Source organism: Kosakonia sp. MH5 (genome assembly GCF_009935945.1).
Taxonomy (GTDB): Bacteria; Pseudomonadota; Gammaproteobacteria; order Enterobacterales; family Enterobacteriaceae; genus Kosakonia; species Kosakonia radicincitans.
Window position 1 is genome coordinate 1 of the sequence record NZ_QODH01000008.1, and the last position, 20,578, is coordinate 20,578.

Sequence of the window (20,578 nt, forward strand, 5' to 3'; positions counted from 1 at the left end):
AGCAGCCAGAGTACTGTTGCGCTGCTGCCTGCCGGTTTTATCCAGACCTCCGGCGGCAGTTGCGTGACCAGACCGCCAAGCCGGTGATGGTCGATAATCCCGATGATATTGCTCTGGAGAAGATCAGCAGGCCCCTGTGCCGGTTCGGTAAAATCGACCAGCCATACCGGTTCACCTTTCAGTGGAATATCAAGCAGGGGCGGCAGGGAGAGCCCGGCAGCTTCAAAAATATAGCGTGTCTCAGGATTCGCTTCACCGGGCCGCCAGGCACGGGCAGGACGATTACACCGGTTGAGCCAGCCCGCCGTCACGGCTGCGGTGCAGACAGCGTCGCTGTCAGGGTTAAGATGACCAAAAACATTAATCAAAGATGTATCCCCGTTAAGGGAAGTACACAGGCCGGAAGGATTTATCGACGGCCTGACATACCTCCTGAAAATCAAGAGTCATATCAGGCGTCATCAGCCCCGGACGGGGCGGTTGGGAAAGGTGGAACGCCATCACCTTGCAGGCAGTATAGGTCAGAAGAACAAAGCTGTCAGCCACCATTTCGGCTGGTTAATACTTAATTGCCACGGGTTCAACAGACGGCTCAAATGTCACGCTGGGCTGATTTCAGTGCATCCCTGCAATTGTCGGGCGCGGCGCCATGTAATGTCAGGCTGCCGCCCCGGCTGTTTGATGACTGGTGGCCGTGACATTGCTCTGCAAAAGCTGAGCGGCCTTCTCACGCTACCAGAGGCGAGTGTTCGACAATCTTACCCGACTCCAGCTTAATGAGCCGATCCGCCAGATGGAAATAGCGATCGTCATGAGTAATGGCGATCACGGTTTTCCCCTCCGCTTTCAGCATTGGCAGCAACTCGAGATAGAAAACGGCCTTAAACTCCGGATCCTGGTCGGCAGCCCATTCATCGAACAGATAGATCGGGCGGTTCTCCAGCCAGCTCTGCAACAGGGCCAGTCTTTTACGCTGCCCCTGAGAGAGTGCGACGGTAGAGAAGCGCCCGTTGTTAAAGCTGACTTTATGCTTAAGTTTGAGCAGGTTAAGAAGATGCTCAACCTGTGACTGCGTCCGATCGGTGACGAACACAACATCATCAAAGAGAAAGAAATCGCTGAAAATCACTGAAAAGTGCTGACGCCAGTGCTGGAGATCGTCTGCCACGACAGGGTTGCCATTCAGCCATAGCTGGCCGCTGTCAGCGGGGAAGATCCCCACCAGCAAGTTTGCCAGCGTGGTTTTACCGCTACCGTTGCCGCCAACGATAAAGACACGCTCCCCGGGCGTAAAGGTCAGGCTCAACGGGCCGAGGGAAAAACGTTCCCTGTCTTCACCCTGATACTGGTAGTGAATATTCTCCAGTGCCAGAGAGGTAAATGGTTCTGCCGCGTACGTTTTCGGGGAAATTTCCGGGCTTAATCCGGTGGTAAGTTGCTGGACCCGCTGCATTGCGATCCGGGCACCTGCGATGGCAGGCAGAGCAGAGAGGATGCCTTCCACCGGAACCACCATATACAGGAAGACCATGATATAGCCAGTCAACGTTCGGGTATCCAGTGCCAGCATGTCGCGCAGCCCGAAGAGTACCACTCCGATAAAGGCAAAAAACAGAATACTGCCCCAACTGCTGGCCAGACCGTACAGTGCGTACCCCCGGGTGCGCTCCCGGCGAACGGCTTCAATGGTATGGGACAACTCACCGCCAACAAACTGCTGGCGGCGCATGATATTGAGCCTGAACTCCCGTGCGCCATCGAACAATTTTTTACACTGCTGAATCAGCGTATCTTCCCGTTGACGCGACGTGCGCAACAGCCCCATTGCCGGGCCCTGAGCCGCACGATAGCCGAAACTTCCCAGCAGGATGGCAACGATAGCCAGCAACAGAACGCTCGGCGACAGGCTGCCAAGGTAGATGAGGCAGCCAGCGATCACTGCACCATAGATACAAAGGTTAGGCAGGCTAACAAAAAAGACTACCAGCGTATCGAGATCCTGCGTCAATGCCGATAACGCTTTCGCCATTCCGGCTTTTTCCAGCTGCAGCCAACTGGTTTCACTGATGTTCCGGACCAGTTGTTTACGCAGTCGGGCTTTCACCTTTTGGCCCAGCGACATAAATGTCGTTTGAGAGATAACCCGGCTGGCCAGCATCAGCAGGGTCAGCAGGGCGAAGTCGACACCGGGGCTGAACCAGGCGGCGGACAGAGGCTGGTTAAGGCTGTGGTTAATCATTGCCAGCAGCGTAGCATTACAAAAACCGCTGATCAGCCCAGCGATCGTGGCGAGGATAAGCCAGCCTCGAACCATCCTGAAGACCATTATCAATACCGACATCTGTATTCCTTTCACTTTATGCACATTCTTTATTCAGCCTGCCGGGATACTTTGCCCCGCAGCAGTGGCCATATCAGCAACGGGACACCAATCAGCGAGGCGACCAGCCCTACAGGCAACTGACGTGGATAGAGGCCATTGCGCCCAATCCAGTCAGCAAACGTCATGATGGTGGCGGCCAGCAGGGCTGCGGCATACAGCTGCGAGAGCGGCGTTTTGGCACCGAGCCTGCGCGCCAGATGTGGGCCCAACAGGCCAATGAACGATACCGGTCCCACCAGTAATGTCGCCAGTCCGGTCATTACGGCGGCCAGGCTCAATACAGCAACCCGCGCCAGCGGCAAAGAGACACCGAGCGAACCGGCAATACTGCCCATTGGCAACAGCAGCAGCCAGCGGCGAAATAGCGGAACCACGGCCAGTAATAGCAGCGTTGAGGCAAAGAGGATCTCTGCCAGCGGCGCGCTGATGTAGTAGGTGCTGCCGGTCATGAGCGGCAGCAACATGGCGCTTGCCGTGAGATTATTGAGCATCACCAGGCTGACGGTGGCCTGACACAAGGCATTCAGCGCCAGCCCATTGAACAAGACTCGCTGCGGGTTAAACGCTCCGCGACGGCTATTCCACAGCGTCAGCAGCAGACTGAGCGTTGCCCCACTCAGGCTGCTCAGCAGCAGCCCGCCGCTGCTGGCGGGGAAAAGCACAACCCATGCCATGACGCCCATGGCGGCACCGCCTCCAATACCCAGTACCTCCGGGCTGGCCAACGGATTACCGCTGACCCGCTGCATCAGTACGCCAGCGCCAGCTAACAGTGCACCAGCGCTGAGCGCCGCCAGCAGTCTCGGCACCCGCAGCGGCAGCAGATGGGCGAGTTCGTCCGGGCTGGCCCAACTCCACTGCCGCAGGCCGTGGCCCGTATAGAGCGACACCACCACCGCCAGCAGGAAAAGGGTGCCGGACACCCAGAACAATGCGGCACCGGCGGTTACTGGAGCCGCGGGTTCCGGCGCAGTTACTGGAGACGTTCCCGATCTGGAGAAGCGCGCCAGCAACATCAGCAGCGGGCCGCCGGTCACCGCCGTGAGCATACCGACGGGCAGTAGCTGGCCATTCGCCAGCGAGACCCGCGCGACACACTGATCGGTAAACCACAGCAACCCGGCCCCCATAAGTGCTGTATGGAGTAGCATATGTCGCGGCGTTCGCGCGCCGCCGAAGCGGGCCAGATGGGGCGCTGCCAGGCCGAGAAAGCCGATCACGCCAACAGCATTGATGGTGAAGGCGCTCATGACCAGCGCCAGCAGAACCGCCATACTCCGTATGCGCAGCGCTGAGGCGCCAAGGCTATTGACCATCGTTTCCGGCAGTTGCAGTAGCGTTAGCGGTCTGAGCATCAGAAGCAGAACGGCAAAAGCGGCGGTCAGGGGGAGCAAAAGATCGCGCAGCGGCTGGCTACTCTCAACCGCCAGCGAGCCACCGCCCCACATTAATACCTGCAGCAGAAAGCGATCGTTGATGATGGCGATAAGCAGGGTGAGCGCTCCGCACCACAGGTTAATCATCATCCCTGCCTGTACCATCACCAGAGGAGACAGACGCTGCCGCCAGCTCAGCAGTATGACGGCCAGCAGCGCCGCAAACTCGCCGGTTATCGCCAGGGCAGGGCGGGCACTGGCGAGCAGTGCCGGAAACCACAGCGAAGCGAGCCCCATTGCCAGTGTGGCACCCGCTGTCATACCGAGGGTGATGGGTTCCGCCAGCGGGTTACGCAAGGCGCGCTGCATCAGCCAGCCACAAACGCCCAGTGTAGCGCCTGTAAGCAGCGCCATTCCCTGCCGGGGGAACCACATGCTGCGCAAAATAATGGCCGATGAAGAGGGGGACGTTGTCCCGAAGAGCGCACTGAATCCGCCCTGGCGGTGGAGTTCTGACAGGGCCATCAGCGCGGCAGTGAGCCACAGCAACAAAATCAGCGCCCAGCCACGGCGAGTATTACTCATTACGCCACGCCTCTATTCTGTCATTCAGGAGCGTCGCGAAGCGCCCGGCCGTGATCAGTGCGCCAGTATCACTGAACTGCGTGTTCAGCAGATTCAGGTTTTGCGGACGCGTCAGAGGCAACTGCTGCCACAGAGGACTCTGACGCCAACGTTGCATCGCGTCGCGCTGCTCTTCTGGCACAAACAGCAGTAGTTTGGCAGGCGTATCGGCTATGCGGGTCAGCTCGACCAGTACGCTTCCTTCTGCCCCCGGACTGCCGCGCCAGGCATTGCGCAACCCGCAGGCGCTCAGCACGTTGCCGGGCAGGCTGTCGGCGGTGCAGAGCCGCAAATGCAGTGTGTCAACTGCACTGCCGAGAAAGACCGGCAGCTTCACCTCGCGCCCCTGCCGCGCGATGCGATTGAGCGTTTGCTGCAACTGCGCAATCAGGGCGGAGGCCTGCTGTTGGCGATCAAGTTTTGCGCCAAGCTCCCGGGTAGCGGTGATAAATCCCGCCAGGGTATGCGTCGGGAGCGTGAGCGTGGGGGCAATCTTTTCCAGCGTGGGTTTCAGCAATGCGTGCTGCGGCGTTATGACGATCATATCCGGTCTGAGCGCCCACAGCGTCTCCAGGTTTGGCTGAAAGAGCAGCCCAAGATCCACGACGTCCTCCGGCAATGGGGGCGCCGGGATCAGCTTGCGGTACCACGCCGGTGCGGCAACCGCCGTCGGCGTGATGCCCAGAGCCAGCAGCATCTCCGTCAATCCCCAGTCCAGCACCGCCAGCCTCGGCGGTGTTGAGGATCTCCCCGCCCAACTCATGAGCGGGGTGAGCAACGAGGCCAGCAGCAGCTTTCGCCGGGATAACATCGTTACCATGCGTAGCTCACCGTCGCGACGTACTGACGTTTAAGCGCGTATTCGCAGCCGAGGTTATTGCATGAAGCGATATAGGTTTTGTTGCCGATATTGTCCGCGTTGAGCGCCAACTGCCACTGGCGCCACTGATAGGCGACCCGGGCGTCGTAGACAGTAGCCGCCGGGACTTTCAGGGTGTTGCTGGTATTCGCATAACTGGTGCCCATATAGCGCACTCCTCCGCCAACCGAGAAGCCATCAAGCGCCCCGTTAAAGGCGTACTGGCTCCACAGTTTCGCCGTATTGCGGGATACCCCCACCGGGTGTTTGCCCTGAGTTCCGTCATTAGCGCTGCGGACCGTCTGGCTAATCAGGTTCCAGGAGCCCAGAACCGTCCAGGCCGGAGTAATATTGATGCGACCATCCAACTCAAGCCCCTGGGAACGTACCTCTCCGGTCTGGATGCTAAAGCCCGGATGGTCCGTGTCGGTGGTGGCCATGTTGGTTTCGCGCAGATTGTAGAGGGCAACGGTGAACAGCGCATCCAGTCCCACAGGATCGTATTTCAGGCCGATCTCACTCTGTTTCCCGCGGGTCGGTTTAAACGGATGACCGTTGTAATCATTGCTGCTGCTGGGAACGAATGAGGTGGAGTAGCTGATATAGGGGGCAAGCCCATTATCAAAGTGGTAGAGCAGACCGGCGCGTCCGGTAGTGACATAGTCATTGCGCTCCGTACGGCTGTCGCTTAGCAGATCGATATTTTTGGTTTTGGCATCGTCATAGCGGCCAGCAAGACTCAGGATCCAGTTATTCAGCTCCATCTGATCCTGCAGATATAAACCGGTCTGGTCGAGAGTATTGTGCGTACTGCTGGTATAAGGCGTGTCGTCTACCGCTGTGTTGTAGTCCGGATCCAGATAGTTGATGGAGCCGGCGTCACCGTACCCCGAGCGGCTGCGCACTGAGGTATGTATCCGATCGATACCGGCCAGCAGGGTGTGCTGCACCGGCCCGGTCTGCAGATGAAACTCCGCCTGGTTATCCATCGCGAAGTTAGACATCGTCTCTTTGATGTTCATTGTGGCGCGATCGACCAGCGGCGCATCCGCGCGAATGCCCAGGGGATAAACCATCCGATAGCGACCGGTACTGCTGAGATAACGCACATTCTGCCGGAAGGTGACAATATCGTTGAAATCGTGGCGGAACTGGTAGCCCACGCTACCCTGCTCGCGTTGATACTTATCGTAGCCGGGTTGACCAATGTAGGTGCCCGTGGAGATTTTACCGAACGGATTGTGCGTCAACGTGCCGGAGGTGGGCATCTGGTTGTAGAAGCCGCTGTCCGGATCTTTACGCAACTGAGACAGGAGCGTCAGCGAGGTTTGCGCATCCGGCTGCCAGGTGAAGGAAGGCGCGATGTCATAGTGTTGATAGCGGGTATGCGCCACCTGGGTTTCGGTGTCGAAGAAAGTTCCGGCGACGCGGCCGAGCAATGTTTGAGAATCATTGAGTGCGCCGGTTGTGTCGAAACCCGTGCCAAACTGATTGTGATTGCCGCTGCTGACGTAAATCTGGCCCGCTGGCGTGGCCTGCGGCGTTTTGCTCACCATGTTAACGATGCCGCCGGGATTCGCCTGACCGTACAGCACGGACGAGGGACCTTTTACCACCTCAATGCGTGACAGCAGGAACGGATCCCAGGCGGGACGGCTCCACCAGGCTTCTCTGGGCAGGCGCAGGCCGTCGAGATATTCATCCGCTTCGAAACCGCGCACGATGATCGTGTCAAAGCGTGTATCAGCACCCGAGTTTTCCGAAGTAACGCCAGAGACATAGCGCAGCGCTTGCGGAATATTTCTGGCGGCGTGCGTAGCAATCTCAGCCTGAGTCACGACGGAAATACTTTGCGAAGTACGGCTGATGGGCTGACTGGATTTGGTGGCTGCTGCGGCATTATGTGCCACCAGCGTACTCTCATCCTCTTCGCCCTGAGAGGCGGCGGCACTGACCACCAGCGTCTCTTCTTTTGTGTTACTCTTCCCGAGGTCTGCAGTAAAAGCATGCCCGCTGTATCCTGCAATGATGCTTAACACCATCACTTTCAATGAGTTATCCCTAAATAAATGACCTGTGTGTTTCATAGCACTTCCGCTTGTTATTAGAATTGAATGGAAATGATAATTATTCAACTTCAAAAGAGAAGCGGAAGCATGGCAGAATGGCGCAACTAAAGGCAAGAGTGTTGCCAGGCAGACAAAGCTTGTCTGCCTAATCAGCAATCAGGATGAAAAATGGTTTGAATCGGACAAAGGGCATGGCAGATGACATTTCAGCACGGCATTGATGGTATTCGCCAGTTGCAGTACGACAAGGGCGGTGAAGAGCCCGTCCACCAGCATCCCCAGGCGCAGCTTATCTGGGCTCGGCGCGGTGTGGCGAAAATTATTACGCCGCAGCATATCTGGCTGCTGTCACCGGGAAGAGCAATCTGGATATCTGGCGGGACTCCGCACGGGCTGCAGGCCATTGATAATGTGGTCACGCAAAATATCTATTTTAATCCCGCTTTTTCGCAACGCCAGCCAGGCCAGTGCCGGGGAGGCCGCGTGACGCAGTTACTTGATGCGCTGCTGGATGCCGGGCTGGAGGCATCGCTCTCCGCTGAACGCACCGGGCTAATTTATGGGCTATTGACCGATGAATTCCGCCGTTTAGCGCCGCTGGAACTCTGTCATATCACGCTGCCAGCTGACCGCCGGTTGCGGCAAGTGTGCGATATCCTCTGCCGCGAGCTCGATCACGGAGAAACGCTGGCCTGGTGGGGGAAGAAGGTCGGGGCCAGCGAGCGTACGCTGGCGCGACTGTTCCGGGAAGAAACGCGCCTGAGTTTCTCCGAATGGAAGCAGCAGCTGCGGCTGATGGAAGCCGTATGTAATCTGGCTCGCGGCAGCGCGGTGACGCAGCTTGCGAGCGATCTGGGATATGCCAGCCCCAGCGCGTTTATTGCCATGTTTCGTAAAAAACTGGGCGTATCACCGCAGCGTTATCTGCAGGCGGTACGCTAAGCATCAGCTCGCTATGTCCGGAAACCCGCGTCTGTAACTTTTGCAGTCCCTTGCAATCCGGCTAACTCACGTTTGCTCCTCGCTCCTGACCGCTTTATTTCTGTCGCCTGTACGTAAAAAGAGTTTGCTGTTTACCACAGCAAACTCTGCGCACATCAGTGGGATTTAAACCCGGCCGCCGACATCAGCAGGCGGAACACCATACTCACGGCGGCCAGCGCCAGCACGCTGCCGCCCCAAATCAGTACCAGCCACATCAGGCGGTTGAAAAACGAGTGTTTCATCAGTGATAGCCCTCGCCAGGTTGTACTTTGCCGCGAAACACGTAATAGCTCCACGCGGTATATACCAGGATAATCGGAATAATCAGCAGCGCGCCGACCAGCATAAAGCCCTGGCTTTGCGGCGGTGCCGCGGCCTGCCAGAAGGTGATATCCGGCGGAATGATGTGCGGCCAAATGCTGATGCCCAGCCCGCTAAAGCCGAGGAAAATCAGGCCCAGCGTCTGCACAAACGGCAAGGCATGATGCTGCGGATTGCCGAGGCTGCGCCACAGCCAGGCGCTGAGCGCAATAACCAGCAACGGCACCGGCGCGAAGAACAACAGGTTTGGCAGGCTGAACCAGCGAGAAGCAATCGCCGGGTGCGCCAGCGGTGTCCACAGGCTGATGACCGCGATAACCACCAGTAAAACCAGCAGCAATTTCTTCGCCGCTGCGCGCATTTTATCCTGCAACGGCGCGCCGCTTTTCATCACCAGCCAGCTTGCGCCCAGCAACGCATAGGCAATCACCAGCCCGACGCCGCAGAACAGGGTGAAGGGTGTCAGCCAGTCCAGCGCGCCGCCGTTAAAACGCCGTTCGCTGACCGAAAAACCATTCAGCACCGCGCCAACCACCACGCCCTGAGTAAAGGTCGCCAGCACGGAACCTGCCATAAACGCTTTATCCCAGAACGGACGATGTGCGGGTGTGGCTTTGAAACGAAACTCGAACGCCACGCCGCGAAAAATCAGCCCCAGCAGCATGAGCGTCAGCGGAATGGTCAGCGCATCAACAATCACCGCATAGGCCAGCGGAAATGCGCCGAACAACCCCGCGCCGCCGAGCACCAGCCAGGTCTCGTTGCCGTCCCAGACCGGCGCAACGCTGTTCACCATCACATCGCGATCGTAAGCATCGCGGCTCAGAGGAAACAGAATGCCAATCCCCAGATCAAAACCGTCCATCACGATGTACATCAGGGTGGCAAAAACAATAATCACAAACCAGATCAACGAAAGATCGATACCCATTATTTTGCCTCCTCATGCCAGGCTTGCGGGCCTTTGCAGATCAACCGCACCATATAGCTGTAGCCGACACCGAAAACGGCGCTATAGACCACGAAGAATGTCAGCAGGCTGAGACTCATCTGCATTACACCGTGAGCCGAAACCGCATCGGCCGTACGCAACAACCCTGTGACGACCCACGGTTGGCGGCCAACTTCGGTGGTGACCCAACCGGCGAGAATAGCGATCAGCCCGGCAGGCCCCATCCACAGGGCAAAATGCAGGAACGGTCGCGACTGGTACAACCGCTGTTTGTAGCGCAGCCACAGTGCGCCGATGCCCAGTGCGATCATCAGCACGCCGAGGCCGACCATCACGCGAAATGACCAGAACACCAGTGGCGAATAGGGGCGCTCGTCTTTGGGAAACTCTTTCAGCGCCGGAACCTGTTTATCCAGGCTGTGGGTGAGGATCAGGCTGCCAAGCGCCGGGATCTCAACCGCGTAACGGGTGCGTTCCTGTTGCATATCCGGCAGGCCGAACAGCAGCAGCGGGGTGGCTTCGCCCGGCGGGTTCTCCCAGTGGCCTTCAATGGCGGCAATTTTCGCCGGTTGATGCTCCAGCGTGTTCAGCCCGTGCATATCGCCCACCATTGCCTGGATCGGCGCGACAATCAGCGCCATCCACATCGCCATCGAGAACATTTTGCGCATCGCGGGCGTATCGTTACCGCGCAGTAAATGCCAGGCAGCAGACGCGCCGACAAACAGCGCGCTGCTGAGGAACGCGGCAATGGTCATATGCATCAGGCGATAAGGGAATGACGGGTTGAAGATCACTTTCAGCCAGTCCACCGGCACCACCTGGCCCTGCTCGATAACGTAACCCTGCGGCGTGTGCATCCAGCTATTGGAGGCGAGGATCCAGAAAGTGGACATCAGCGTGCCCAGCGCCACCATGCAGGTGGCAAAATAGTGCAGCCCTGACCCGACACGATTCCAACCAAACAGCATCACGCCGAGAAAACCGGCTTCCAGAAAGAACGCAGTCAGCACTTCATAGGTCAGTAATGGCCCAGTAATGCTGCCAGCGAACTGGGAAAAGCCGCTCCAGTTGGTGCCAAACTGGTAGGCCATCACCAGCCCGGAAACCACGCCCATACCGAAGTTAACGGCGAAAATCTTCGACCAGAAGTGGTACAGCGTGCGCCAGTCCGGGTTACGGGTTTTCAGCCATAAGCCTTCCAGTACCGCCAGAAAACTGGCCAGCCCGATAGTGATCGCCGGAAAAATAATATGAAACGAAACGGTGAAGGCGAACTGTATTCTCGCCAGGTGAAACGCGTCTAAACCAAACATGGACAACTCCGCATAGGAAACTGATCCAGCGCAATTCTATGCCGTGTCACATTTGGGTTGCAGAAACAGAAGCCGTCAATTTTTACATAACAGTTCGATTTTGTTATGTCTCATCCGCAAAACGTCCCAGCGGGAACCAGGCAAAATAAGCCTGAATAACAGGATGGTCTTTATCATCATTCCAATGAAAAAATCCCCTTGGATAAAAATTCCCATAAAGCGGACATACCGTAACTATTATGAAAACGTGGGTAACCCGTCAACACACAGCAAAAAGGGGCTTTTATGAACAAGAGTGTCCTGTTGTTATGCGCTTTTGCTTTAGTTAGTTGTACAGGAAAAAATAGTGCGCCCTATGGGGAAAAAGGAAAGGTCTTTTGTAATGAGCGATATTTAATTCCAAATAGTGGACCATTCGACGAAACTACCATTAGAGTTGCAATGCATGGATATCTGTACGGTGTGGCTGCCGCGCTGACGTTGCAAAAAAATAATGGGGAAGGTCAAGAACACTATTTCGCGCTTCCGAGCAGGATGTCAGTACTTGAAGAAACCAATATAGATGGAACGTGTTTTTCAGCCACCACCTTCGCAGTCAAACCGATCAAACCCGGCGGACGGAATGAAATTGTGATCGCATATCGAGGTTCTGATGACGCTTGCGACTGGATAAAAACCAACTTAAATCCTTTCCCCTATAAAAAACAATATAAAGAAGCTGTCAGTTACGCTGAAAGAATTTTATCTACCTACTCGACGGGGCAGGAAAAAGTGGTTGTTACGGGTATTTCATTAGGTGGCGGATTAGCAGTACATGTCGCAAAAGATGCGCAAATGAAAAGCAAAATTGATGAGGTCTGGGCGCTAAACCCCAGTCCAAGAACCTATGCAGACAGCAATATGGATACCAGGATTTGGTTAGCGGCTACGGATACCGAGATCCTGCGCAAAACGCGCAGTCCTGCATTTTTCTTTATTCCGGGATGGGGGGCAATAATTGGTCCGGAAAATCAAATGTCGTCTAACTTTTATCTAATAAGGTCCAATAGCCTGTATGGGCACTTCAGATGGAATATTGCGAGACAGATGCTATTTGTTGCGGATTATGGCCTTTCAGACAGAGGGCGAAACCCAGCCATCACTGAGCCTTTAGACATACTCCGGGCGTCCAGGTTCGCAGCATGTACCACGATTGAACATCATTAAAATACAAACTCCGTTTAGCGGGATTTGTCATATATAAACCTGCAAAACATTATTAATAACAGTCGCCTCAAAAAGGCTTTTTATGATGTGCTGATATAGCCTGTGAGTAAGGAGTATGCCATCATATTCACCATCCTCAACCCGGTGAATATGCATGAAAAAATACCAGCGCCTGGCGCAGCAAATCAGCGAACAAATTGATCTTGGCGTCTGGCGTCCGGGGGAAAAACTGCCGTCGCTGCGCGAGCAGGTCACCAGCAGCGGGCTGAGTTTTATGACGGTGGGCCATGCTTATCAGTTGCTGGAAAGCCAGGGGCGGGTGATTGCCCGGCCGCAATCCGGCTACTTTGTCGCGCCGGCATCCGGTGTGCCGCGCGTGGCGGCGGCGCAGGTCACTCGCGATGAAGCGGTGGATATTAATACCTATATTTTCGATGTATTGCAGGCCAGCTGCGATGCCTCGGTGCTGCCGTTTGGCTCAGCGTTTCCCGATCCAAAACTGTTTCCGATGCCGCAGCTTAACCGTTCGCTGGCGAAGGTCAGTAAAAGCGCCACCGCCATGAGCGTGATTGAAAACCTGCCGCCGGGCAACAACCAGTTGCGCCATGCTATTGCCCGTCGCTACGCCCGTCAGGGGATGAACATCTCCCCGGACGAAATTGTCATTACCGCCGGAGCGCTGGAGGCACTGAACCTCAGTTTGCAGGCGGTCACCGAACCGGGCGACTGGGTGATCATTGAAAGCCCGTGCTTCTATGGTGCGTTGCAGGCGCTGGAACGGCTGAAGCTGAAAGCGCTGTCGGTGCCGACGGATGTGAAAGAGGGGATCGATCTTGGTGCGCTGGCGCAGGCATTGGCCGATTACCCGGTAAAAGCCTGCTGGCTGATGACCAACAGCCAGAATCCGCTCGGTTTTACGCTGAGTGCGGAGAAAAAAGCGCGTCTGGTGGCGCTGCTGGCGGAACATAACGTCACGCTTATCGAAGACGATGTCTACAGCGAACTCTATTACGGGCGCGAGCAGCCGTTACCGGCAAAAGCGTGGGATAAACAGGATATGACGCTGCACTGCTCGTCGTTTTCTAAATGCCTGGTGGCCGGTTTCCGCGTTGGCTGGGTGGCGGCCGGTCGCCACGCGCGGCGCATTCAGCAACTGCAGTTAATGAGTACGCTCTCCACCAGTTCGCCGCTGCAACTGGCGCTGGTCGATTATCTCTCCACCCATCACTACGACGCGCACCTGCGCCGCCTGCGGCGCGTGCTGGCGGAGCGCAAACATCTGGCCTGGCAGGCGCTGCTGCGCCATCTTCCGCCGGAGGTAAAAATTTACCGTAATGAGAGCGGCTATTTTCTCTGGCTGGAGCTACCCGCCGGGCTGGATGCCGGAGCGCTCAGCCAGCTTGCGCTGGCGCACCATATCAGCATTGCGCCGGGGAAAATGTTCTCGACATCTGACCGCTGGCAATCCTTTTTCCGCTTTAATTGCGCCTGGGCGTGGGGTGATAAAGAGGAACGTGCGGCAATTCGCTTAGGGGAATTGATTCGGCAGATGATGAAATAAACTCGCTCAGCCCATTCTTATTTTCTGAATATCTTGTTCTCATTTTAAAAATAGTGACGATGAAAACTTGCAGGTCACCGTCATTATTTTCTGTGCTTTTGTTTTGTGTATTCATAGGAAATGTGAATAGCAACACAGATTAACCTCGTACCAGCTAACTCATTGTCTATACTCAAAAAGACGGTCGGCTATTATTTTCATTCGAAACGTAATGCGTTATGTGTCACATCCTGGCGAAATTTACGCCGGGCGACATTCTGGCCGTCCGCGTGCCGTCTATTTTTATTAAGGGAGATATATTTACGGCAAGGCTGCCGCACTTTTTTCATTGCGACAGGAGTAAACAATGAGCAAGAAATTTGCCCGCAGCAGTCTGTGTGCGCTGAGCATGACGATGATGGTCGCGCATGCCGCCGAACCCACCGAAGTGGGAAAAGGGGAAGGTCGTCTGGATATTATTGCCTGGCCGGGGTATATCGAACGCGGCCAGACCGACAAGCAATATGACTGGGTTACCGCTTTTGAAAAGGACACTGGTTGCGCGGTGAACGTCAAAACCGCCGCCACCTCCGATGAAATGGTCAGCCTGATGGCGAAAGGCGGCTACGATCTGGTCACCGCTTCAGGCGATGCCTCGCTGCGCCTGATTATGGGGAAACGCGTGCAGCCGATTAATACTGCGCTTATCCCGAACTGGAAAACCCTCGACCCGAAACTGATTAACGGCGCGTGGTTTAACGTCGGCGGCAAAGTGTATGGCACACCGTATCAGTGGGGGCCGAACCTGCTGATGTATAACACCAAAACCTTCCCGACGCCGCCGGATAGCTGGTCAGTGGTGTTTGTGCAACAAAACCTGCCGGATGGCAAAACCAATAAAGGGCGCGTACAGGCTTATGACGGCCCGATCTACATCGCCGATGCGGCGCTGTTCCTGAAAGCCACGCAGCCGCAACTGGGCATTGACGATCCGTACCAGCTCACGGAAGCGCAATATCAGGCGGTACTGAAAACCCTGCGCGATCAGCACTTACTGATCCACCGCTACTGGCATGACACCACGGTACAGATGAGCGACTTCAAAAACGAAGGCGTTGTTGCCTCCAGCGCCTGGCCGTATCAGGCGAATGCCCTGAAAGGTGAAAACCAGCCGATCGCCACCGTATTCCCGAAAGAGGGCGTCACTGGCTGGGCGGATACCTCGATGCTGCATGCCGATGCGAAACACCCGAACTGTGCCTACAAGTGGATGAACTGGTCGCTGACGCCAAAAGTTCAGGGCGACGTGGCCGCCTGGTTTGGCTCGCTGCCGGTGGTGCCGGAAGGGTGCAAAGCCAGCACGCTGCTGGGTGAGCAAGGCTGCGAAACTAACGGTTACCGTTTCTTTGACAAAATCGCTTTCTGGAAAACCCCGGTTGCTGAGGGTGGCAAATATGTGCCGTACAGCCGCTGGACACAGGATTACATCGCCATTATGGGTGGCCGTTAACCTGCCAGGAGCTGAGTATGACCTATGCAGTTGAATTTCTGGATGTCTCGCGGTTATACGGCGACGTCCGGGCGGTTGACGGCGTCACTATCGCCATCAACGACGGGGAGTTCTTTTCCATGCTGGGGCCATCCGGCTCCGGCAAAACCACCTGTCTGCGGCTGATTGCCGGGTTTGAGCAATTGAGCGGCGGCGCAATCCGCATCTTTGGCCGCGAAGCCAGCGAACTGCCACCGTGGGAGCGGGACGTCAACACCGTGTTCCAGGACTACGCGCTGTTTCCGCATATGTCGATTCTCGACAATGTGGCCTACGGGCTGATGGTGAAAGGCGTGGACAAAAAGCAGCGCCACGCCCGCGCCCGTGAGGCGCTGGAAAAAGTGGCGCTCGGCTTTGTCCATACGCGCAGACCTTCGCAGCTCTCCGGCGGGCAGCGGCAACGGGTGGCGATCGCCCGTGCGCTGGTCAACGAGCCGCGCGTCTTGCTGCTGGATGAGCCGCTCGGCGCGCTCGATCTGAAACTGCGTGAACAGATGCAACTGGAACTGAAAAAGCTGCAACAGGAGCTCGGCATCACCTTTATTTTCGTTACTCACGATCAGGGCGAAGCGCTGTCAATGTCCGACCGGGTGGCGGTGTTTAATAATGGCCGCATCGAACAGATCGATACCCCGCGCGAACTTTACCTGCGCCCGCGCACGCCGTTTGTCGCCGGGTTTGTCGGTACGTCAAACGTCTTCAGTCAGGATCTTGCCAGCAAGCTGTGCGGTATGCAGGGCACTTTTTCGTTGCGCCCTGAACATATTCGCCTGAATGCGCCAGGGGAAATTGAAGTCAACGCCGTGGTGCAGGCGGTGCAGTATCAGGGAGCGGCGACGCGTTTTGAACTGCTGCTGGCGCAGGGGGAGAAAGTGATGGTCAGCCAGGCGAATCTCTCCGGCGTGTTGCTGACCGAGACACTGACGCCGGGGCAACAGGTGCAGATTTCATGGTCGCGGGACGCGATGGTGCCGTTGCAGGGAGCGGGGTGAAATGGCCATGAGTATTCCGTTAACCGCCCGGCGGCGTGCCAGCCTGAGCGGGGTGTTATGGCGCAAACCGCTGCTTGGGCTGCTGCTCTTGTTACTGGGGCCGCTGATGTGGTTCGGCATTGTCTATTTGGGTTCGCTGCTAACACTGCTGTGGCAGGGCTTTTACACCTTCGATGACTTCACCATGTCGGTGACGCCGGATTTAACGCTCGCCAACCTGCAAGCGCTGTTCAACCCGGCGAATTACGACATCATCGTGCGCACGCTGATGATGGCGATTACCGTCACCGTGGCGAGCGCCATCCTCGCATTCCCGATGGCGTGGTATATGGCGCGTTATGCGCGGGGTAAATGGAAGGCGTTTTTCTATATCGCCGTGATGTTGCCGATGTGGGCCAGTTATATCGTCAAAGCCTATGCGTGGACGCTGTTGCTGGCAAAAGATGGCGTGGCACAGTGGTTTTTAAGCCATCTGGGACTGGAGCCGCTGTTAACCGCCTTTCTGACGCTGCCCGCCGTCGGCGGCAATACGCTCTCCACGTCAGGGCTGGGGCGCTTCCTGGTGTTCGTCTATATCTGGCTGCCGTTTATGATTTTACCGATTCAGGCGGCGCTGGAACGGCTGCCGCCCTCGCTGTTGCAGGCATCCGCCGATTTGGGCGCACATCCGCGCCAGACCTTCCGCTATGTGGTGTTGCCGCTGGCAATTCCGGGTGTGGCGGCCGGGTCGATTTTCACTTTCTCGCTGACGCTGGGCGATTTTATCGTGCCGCAACTGGTGGGGCCGCCGGGTTACTTCATTGGCAACATGGTCTATGCGCAGCAGGGCGCGATTGGCAATATGCCGATGGCTGCCGCCTTTACGCTGGTGCCCATCGTGTTGATTGCCCTTTATCTGGCGTTCGTGAAACGTCTGGGAGCATTCGATGCACTCTGACCGCGCACCGTTTTTTCTCAAAGTCGCTGCCTGGGGCGGCGTTATCTTTCTCCATTTCCCGCTATTGATCATTGCCATCTATGCTTTTAATACCGAGGATGCGGCGTTCAGTTTTCCTCCGCAGGGCTTTACGCTGCGCTGGTTCAGCGTTGCGGCAGCACGCGGGGATATTCTTGATGCAGTGACACTGTCACTCCGGATAGCGGCGCTGGCAACGGCTATCGCTTTGATTCTTGGCACACTTGCTGCAATGGCCTTATGGCGTAGCGAGTTTTTTGGCAAGAGTGCAATCTCGCTGTTGCTGCTGTTGCCGATCGCGTTGCCAGGGATCATTACCGGGCTGGCTCTGCTGACCGCCTTCAAAGCGGTCAATCTGGAGCCGGGTTTTTTCACCATTGTCGTCGGGCACGCGACGTTCTGCGTGGTAGTGGTGTTTAACAACGTCATCGCCCGTTTCCGGCGCACCTCGTGGAGCCTGGTGGAAGCTTCAATGGATCTGGGCGCCAACAGCTGGCAGACCTTTCGCTATGTGGTGCTGCCGAATCTCGGTTCGGCGCTACTGGCCGGGGGGATGCTGGCGTTTGCGCTGTCGTTTGACGAAATCATCGTCACCACCTTTACCGCAGGCCATGAGCGCACTCTGCCGTTGTGGCTGCTGAACCAGTTAGGGCGCCCGCGCGATGTGCCGGTGACCAATGTGGTGGCGCTGCTGGTGATGCTGGTGACGATGCTACCTATTCTCGGTGCCTGGTGGCTGACACGTGATACCGACACCGTTGCCGGAACCGGCAAATAACACACCAAGCTGAAGGACAGAACTATGCAACATCACTTGTTTATCAATGGAGAACTGGTTAACGGCGAAGGCGAGAAACAGGCTATTTACAATCCGGCCACCGGCGAGGTGTTGCTGGAGATCGCCGAAGCTTCCGCCGCGCAGGTCGATGCGGCGGTGCAGGCCGCCGATCGGGCTTTTGCCAGTTGGGGGCAAACCACGCCGAAAGCGCGGGCCGAATGCCTGCTGCAACTGGCGCAGGTGATTGAAGACAACGCCGAAACCTTCGCGCAGCTGGAATCCCTCAACTGCGGCAAACCCTACCACTGCGTGCTGAATGATGAAATTCCGGCGGTGGTAGATGTATTCCGTTTCTTCGCCGGAGCGGCGCGCTGCCTGAACGGGCTGGCGGCCGGGGAGTATCTGGAAGGGCATACGTCGATGATCCGCCGCGATCCGCTGGGCGTGGTGGCTTCCATTGCACCGTGGAACTACCCGTTGATGATGGCGGCATGGAAACTGGGCCCGGCGCTGGCGGCGGGTAACTGCGTGGTGATCAAACCGTCGGAAATTACCCCGCTGACGGCGCTGAAACTGGCCGAACTGGCGAAAGATATCTTCCCGGCTGGCGTGCTGAATGTGCTGTTTGGCCGTGGTCAGACGGTTGGCGATCCGTTAACCGGCCACGAAAAAGTGCGTATGGTGTCGCTCACCGGTTCGATCGCCACCGGCGAACACATTATTGGTCATACCGCATCGTCAATTAAGCGTACCCACATGGAACTGGGCGGCAAAGCGCCGGTGATTGTGTTTGATGATGCCGATCTCGACGCTGTGGTAGAAGGTGTGCGCACCTTTGGTTTTTATAACGCCGGGCAAGATTGCACCGCGGCATGCCGGATTTACGCGCAAAAAGGGATCTACGATGCGCTGGTAGAAAAACTGGGTGCCGCCGTCGCCAGCCTGAAAATGGGAGCGCCGGAAGAGGAAAGTACCGAACTGGGGCCGCTGAGTTCTGCCGCTCATCTGGCGCGTGTCAGTAAAGCGGTTGAAGAGGCAAAAGCGCTGAGCCACATCAGCGTGGTCACCGGCGGGAAAAAGGGCGAGGGCGCAGGCTATTACTATCAGCCAACCTTGCTGGCCGGGGCGAAACAGGAAGATGCCATTGTGCAGCGTGAAGTGTTTGGCCCGGTGGTCAGCGTAACGGTGTTTGATGATGAAGAGCAGGTGCTGGGCTGGGCGAATGACTCACAGTACGGTCTGGCATCATCAGTCTGGACGCGTGATGTCGGGCGGGCGCATCGCTTAAGTGCGCGTCTGCAATATGGCTGCACCTGGGTGAACACCCACTTTATGCTGGTCAGCGAAATGCCGCACGGCGGGCAGAAACTCTCTGGTTATGGCAAAGATATGTCGCTGTATGGGCTGGAAGATTACACGGTTGTTCGTCACGTAATGATCAAACATTAATCGCTAAATAAAGCCATGGAAGGCTTTTAAAAAACCTTATGAATCATGAGGCAAATCTCATAGGTAAATTATCTGTGTTGTTATTCATAAAAAACTGATTTAATAATATTCAGCCATCAGCGGAGTGGCGAAATATCTCAATCAAATAATACCGCGCACCAGCATTTCCTCTGCCCGTCATATGAGTGTCATCGGTTCGACAATAGACAGTCATTGCGACAGAAGATAATGACTGGCTTTTTTATAAAAAACAGGCAGGGGAAAACCCATAATGAGTAAAATCGTGGTCGTGCTCGTACCCGGGGGCGCGTCTGAGCTTTTGACGGTCGATGATAGCGAAACCGCCGTCTCATGGGCTACTGGCAGCGGTAGCGGTGGGGCACAAAGCGGGTTGTTGCCCATCGAAACCTACTACTGCGAAGGCGAAGAGTTTTATTTTGCGCGCGTGGAAAATCTTTCCAGCAGTGAAATCGCCTCAGTATCATTAAATTAAAAAAAGGGCTCCGGAGTGAGCCCTTTTTTATTTAATTATTTAATTAATTTGTCTGCTTATCGTTTTAAAAACGCTTCATTCTCGCGCGGTGCCCAATCTTTCTCTGAAAAATCATAGGTCGGGTAGGACTCTTCTTTTACACCCTGAGAACGAATAACAGCGCGAACTTCCGCTGGCAAGTTTTCATCACGGAATAATTCTGCCAGTACAAACAGCGTATCAATAAAGGATAACTGTTTTACTTCAAAGGGTTTCCAGCCAGTGCGTTTAAAAATCAAATGATAAAGCGCTTCTTCGCCTGCCAACGGAACAAAACTGCTGGCGTACTTCTCGCGGTGGCGCGCAAGCAGGTATTCAAGGATAAAAATCTGCGCGATGCGCTGGCGAGCTGCCTGTCCGCGCGGTGTGTCAGTGGTCATATCGATGTGCGTTATGTCATTGTTTTCACGCACCCGAACTTCTATGGCTTGCCACAGGTCGTCATATTTCTGCATAACCTTACCTTGTTTGATCCGAAGTATTCCTTGCAGAGAAACAATATCAGAGAAGATTGTGCGCCGACAAATTTCCCGATGCTTACGTTAATGCTGCCGGCCTTAAATTCAGACTTAAGTTAAATCTCACTATAAAAAAGAAAAGGGTCAGCGTAATTTGTGTTTAATCAATATTCACAGGTGGTGAGAATAATAATCTGCATATTCCTACCTTTTCCAGGATAACAAAAATGCGAAT

At 55.9% G+C, this 20,578-nt stretch carries 18 protein-coding genes and 1 riboswitch; of the genes, 9 read left to right on the top strand and 9 right to left on the bottom strand.

Going from position 1 to position 20,578, the window contains the following annotated elements; genetic code table 11:
- From DK872_RS19420 to DK872_RS19440, 5 genes are all read right to left on the bottom strand, one after another.
- Nucleotides 1-368 (bottom strand): DHH family phosphoesterase (locus tag DK872_RS19420; protein ID WP_202626110.1); only part of this gene is annotated, 368 nt, incomplete at its 3' end.
- 77 nt (nt 369-445) lie between these two features.
- Nucleotides 446-514, bottom strand: a riboswitch (Fluoride riboswitch).
- A gap of 213 nt (nt 515-727) precedes the next feature.
- The gene (locus DK872_RS19425) at nt 728-2,341 is read right to left on the bottom strand and encodes a cyclic peptide export ABC transporter (protein WP_161518723.1); all 1,614 of its coding nucleotides are present in this window, start codon (nt 2,339-2,341) and stop codon (nt 728-730) included.
- 29 nt (nt 2,342-2,370) lie between these two features.
- A complete protein-coding gene (gene fhuB / locus DK872_RS19430; RefSeq protein ID WP_090396811.1) occupies nt 2,371-4,344 on the bottom strand; it encodes a Fe(3+)-hydroxamate ABC transporter permease FhuB in 1,974 nt (657 codons plus the stop codon).
- Complete coding sequence (locus tag DK872_RS19435; RefSeq protein ID WP_236946392.1) at nt 4,337-5,203, bottom strand: iron-siderophore ABC transporter substrate-binding protein; 867 nt, start codon at nt 5,201-5,203, stop codon at nt 4,337-4,339. Before DK872_RS19435 ends, fhuB begins: the two co-directional genes overlap by 8 nt.
- Nucleotides 5,197-7,329 carry a TonB-dependent siderophore receptor gene (locus DK872_RS19440; RefSeq protein WP_079517886.1) on the bottom strand — a complete coding sequence of 711 codons (2,133 nt, stop codon included), beginning with the start codon at nt 7,327-7,329 and terminating at the stop codon, nt 5,197-5,199. Before DK872_RS19440 ends, DK872_RS19435 begins: the two co-directional genes overlap by 7 nt.
- A gap of 180 nt (nt 7,330-7,509) precedes the next feature.
- On the opposite strand from DK872_RS19440, the gene DK872_RS19445 reads away from it, so the two are divergent.
- On the top strand, nt 7,510-8,253 hold the full coding sequence (locus DK872_RS19445) for a helix-turn-helix domain-containing protein (protein ID WP_161518724.1): 744 nt from the start codon (nt 7,510-7,512) through the stop codon (nt 8,251-8,253).
- 155 nt (nt 8,254-8,408) lie between these two features.
- Here the strand turns inward: DK872_RS19445 and DK872_RS19450 are convergent, their stop codons facing one another.
- Genes DK872_RS19450 through DK872_RS19460 form a run of 3 tightly spaced genes read right to left on the bottom strand, consistent with a single transcriptional unit; the run spans nt 8,409 to nt 10,884 of the window.
- A complete protein-coding gene (locus DK872_RS19450; RefSeq protein WP_007372080.1) occupies nt 8,409-8,537 on the bottom strand; it encodes a DUF2474 domain-containing protein in 129 nt (42 codons plus the stop codon).
- Nucleotides 8,537-9,547 (bottom strand): cytochrome d ubiquinol oxidase subunit II, encoded by a 1,011-nt coding sequence (gene cydB / locus DK872_RS19455; RefSeq protein ID WP_161518725.1) that lies wholly within the window; start codon nt 9,545-9,547, stop codon nt 8,537-8,539. The genes DK872_RS19450 and cydB overlap by 1 nt, the downstream gene beginning before the upstream one ends.
- Nucleotides 9,547-10,884, bottom strand: a complete 1,338-nt coding sequence (locus tag DK872_RS19460; protein WP_079517888.1) for a cytochrome ubiquinol oxidase subunit I — start codon at nt 10,882-10,884, stop codon at nt 9,547-9,549. The genes cydB and DK872_RS19460 overlap by 1 nt, the downstream gene beginning before the upstream one ends.
- A gap of 285 nt (nt 10,885-11,169) precedes the next feature.
- On the opposite strand from DK872_RS19460, the gene DK872_RS19465 reads away from it, so the two are divergent.
- The 8 genes from DK872_RS19465 to DK872_RS27360 all read left to right on the top strand — a co-directional run bounded on the left by DK872_RS19465 (nt 11,170) and on the right by DK872_RS27360 (nt 19,846).
- Nucleotides 11,170-12,090, top strand: coding sequence for an Mbeg1-like protein (locus DK872_RS19465; protein WP_161518726.1), 921 nt, complete (start codon nt 11,170-11,172; stop codon nt 12,088-12,090).
- Nucleotides 12,091-12,244: 154 nt separating this feature from the next.
- On the top strand, nt 12,245-13,651 hold the full coding sequence (locus DK872_RS19470; protein ID WP_144135570.1) for a PLP-dependent aminotransferase family protein: 1,407 nt from the start codon (nt 12,245-12,247) through the stop codon (nt 13,649-13,651).
- 346 nt (nt 13,652-13,997) lie between these two features.
- Nucleotides 13,998-15,140, top strand: coding sequence for a putative ABC transporter substrate-binding protein YdcS (ydcS, locus tag DK872_RS19475; RefSeq protein ID WP_144135568.1), 1,143 nt, complete (start codon nt 13,998-14,000; stop codon nt 15,138-15,140).
- Nucleotides 15,141-15,157: 17 nt separating this feature from the next.
- Nucleotides 15,158-16,171: an ABC transporter ATP-binding protein gene (locus DK872_RS19480; protein ID WP_072438886.1), complete on the top strand. Its 1,014-nt coding sequence runs from the start codon at nt 15,158-15,160 to the stop codon at nt 16,169-16,171.
- A gap of 1 nt (nt 16,172) precedes the next feature.
- Complete coding sequence (locus tag DK872_RS19485) at nt 16,173-17,108, top strand: ABC transporter permease (RefSeq protein WP_007372089.1); 936 nt, start codon at nt 16,173-16,175, stop codon at nt 17,106-17,108.
- Nucleotides 17,098-17,904 (top strand): ABC transporter permease, encoded by an 807-nt coding sequence (locus DK872_RS19490; protein WP_071920831.1) that lies wholly within the window; start codon nt 17,098-17,100, stop codon nt 17,902-17,904. The genes DK872_RS19485 and DK872_RS19490 overlap by 11 nt, the downstream gene beginning before the upstream one ends.
- Nucleotides 17,905-17,928: 24 nt before the next feature.
- A complete protein-coding gene (gene patD, locus DK872_RS19495) occupies nt 17,929-19,353 on the top strand; it encodes an aminobutyraldehyde dehydrogenase (protein ID WP_161518727.1) in 1,425 nt (474 codons plus the stop codon).
- Between the two features lie 271 nt (nt 19,354-19,624).
- Nucleotides 19,625-19,846: a hypothetical protein gene (locus DK872_RS27360; RefSeq protein ID WP_035885654.1), complete on the top strand. Its 222-nt coding sequence runs from the start codon at nt 19,625-19,627 to the stop codon at nt 19,844-19,846.
- A 56-nt stretch (nt 19,847-19,902) separates the two neighbouring features.
- Here the strand turns inward: DK872_RS27360 and DK872_RS19500 are convergent, their stop codons facing one another.
- A complete protein-coding gene (locus DK872_RS19500) occupies nt 19,903-20,340 on the bottom strand; it encodes a hypothetical protein (RefSeq protein ID WP_035885656.1) in 438 nt (145 codons plus the stop codon).
- Nucleotides 20,341-20,578: the final 238 nt, after the last annotated feature.

Bases quoted from the DNA above. Each gene is read 5' to 3' on its own strand.
- DK872_RS19480 (WP_072438886.1), top strand. From the start codon at position 15,158: ATGACCTATGCAGTTGAATTTCTGGATGTCTCGCGGTTATACGGCGAC.
- patD (WP_161518727.1), top strand. From the start codon at position 17,929: ATGCAACATCACTTGTTTATCAATGGAGAACTGGTTAACGGCGAAGGC.
- DK872_RS19425 (WP_161518723.1), bottom strand. From the start codon at position 2,341: ATGTCGGTATTGATAATGGTCTTCAGGATGGTTCGAGGCTGGCTTATC.
- DK872_RS19445 (WP_161518724.1), top strand. From the start codon at position 7,510: ATGACATTTCAGCACGGCATTGATGGTATTCGCCAGTTGCAGTACGAC.
- DK872_RS19450 (WP_007372080.1), bottom strand. From the start codon at position 8,537: ATGAAACACTCGTTTTTCAACCGCCTGATGTGGCTGGTACTGATTTGG.
- ydcS (WP_144135568.1), top strand. From the start codon at position 13,998: ATGAGCAAGAAATTTGCCCGCAGCAGTCTGTGTGCGCTGAGCATGACG.
- DK872_RS19470 (WP_144135570.1), top strand. From the start codon at position 12,245: ATGAAAAAATACCAGCGCCTGGCGCAGCAAATCAGCGAACAAATTGAT.
- fhuB (WP_090396811.1), bottom strand. From the start codon at position 4,344: ATGAGTAATACTCGCCGTGGCTGGGCGCTGATTTTGTTGCTGTGGCTC.
- DK872_RS19500 (WP_035885656.1), bottom strand. From the start codon at position 20,340: ATGCAGAAATATGACGACCTGTGGCAAGCCATAGAAGTTCGGGTGCGT.
- DK872_RS19485 (WP_007372089.1), top strand. From the start codon at position 16,173: ATGGCCATGAGTATTCCGTTAACCGCCCGGCGGCGTGCCAGCCTGAGC.
- DK872_RS19490 (WP_071920831.1), top strand. From the start codon at position 17,098: ATGCACTCTGACCGCGCACCGTTTTTTCTCAAAGTCGCTGCCTGGGGC.
- DK872_RS27360 (WP_035885654.1), top strand. From the start codon at position 19,625: ATGAGTAAAATCGTGGTCGTGCTCGTACCCGGGGGCGCGTCTGAGCTT.
- cydB (WP_161518725.1), bottom strand. From the start codon at position 9,547: ATGGGTATCGATCTTTCGTTGATCTGGTTTGTGATTATTGTTTTTGCC.
- DK872_RS19465 (WP_161518726.1), top strand. From the start codon at position 11,170: ATGAACAAGAGTGTCCTGTTGTTATGCGCTTTTGCTTTAGTTAGTTGT.
- DK872_RS19440 (WP_079517886.1), bottom strand. From the start codon at position 7,329: ATGAAACACACAGGTCATTTATTTAGGGATAACTCATTGAAAGTGATG.
- DK872_RS19435 (WP_236946392.1), bottom strand. From the start codon at position 5,203: ATGGTAACGATGTTATCCCGGCGAAAGCTGCTGCTGGCCTCGTTGCTC.
- DK872_RS19460 (WP_079517888.1), bottom strand. From the start codon at position 10,884: ATGTTTGGTTTAGACGCGTTTCACCTGGCGAGAATACAGTTCGCCTTC.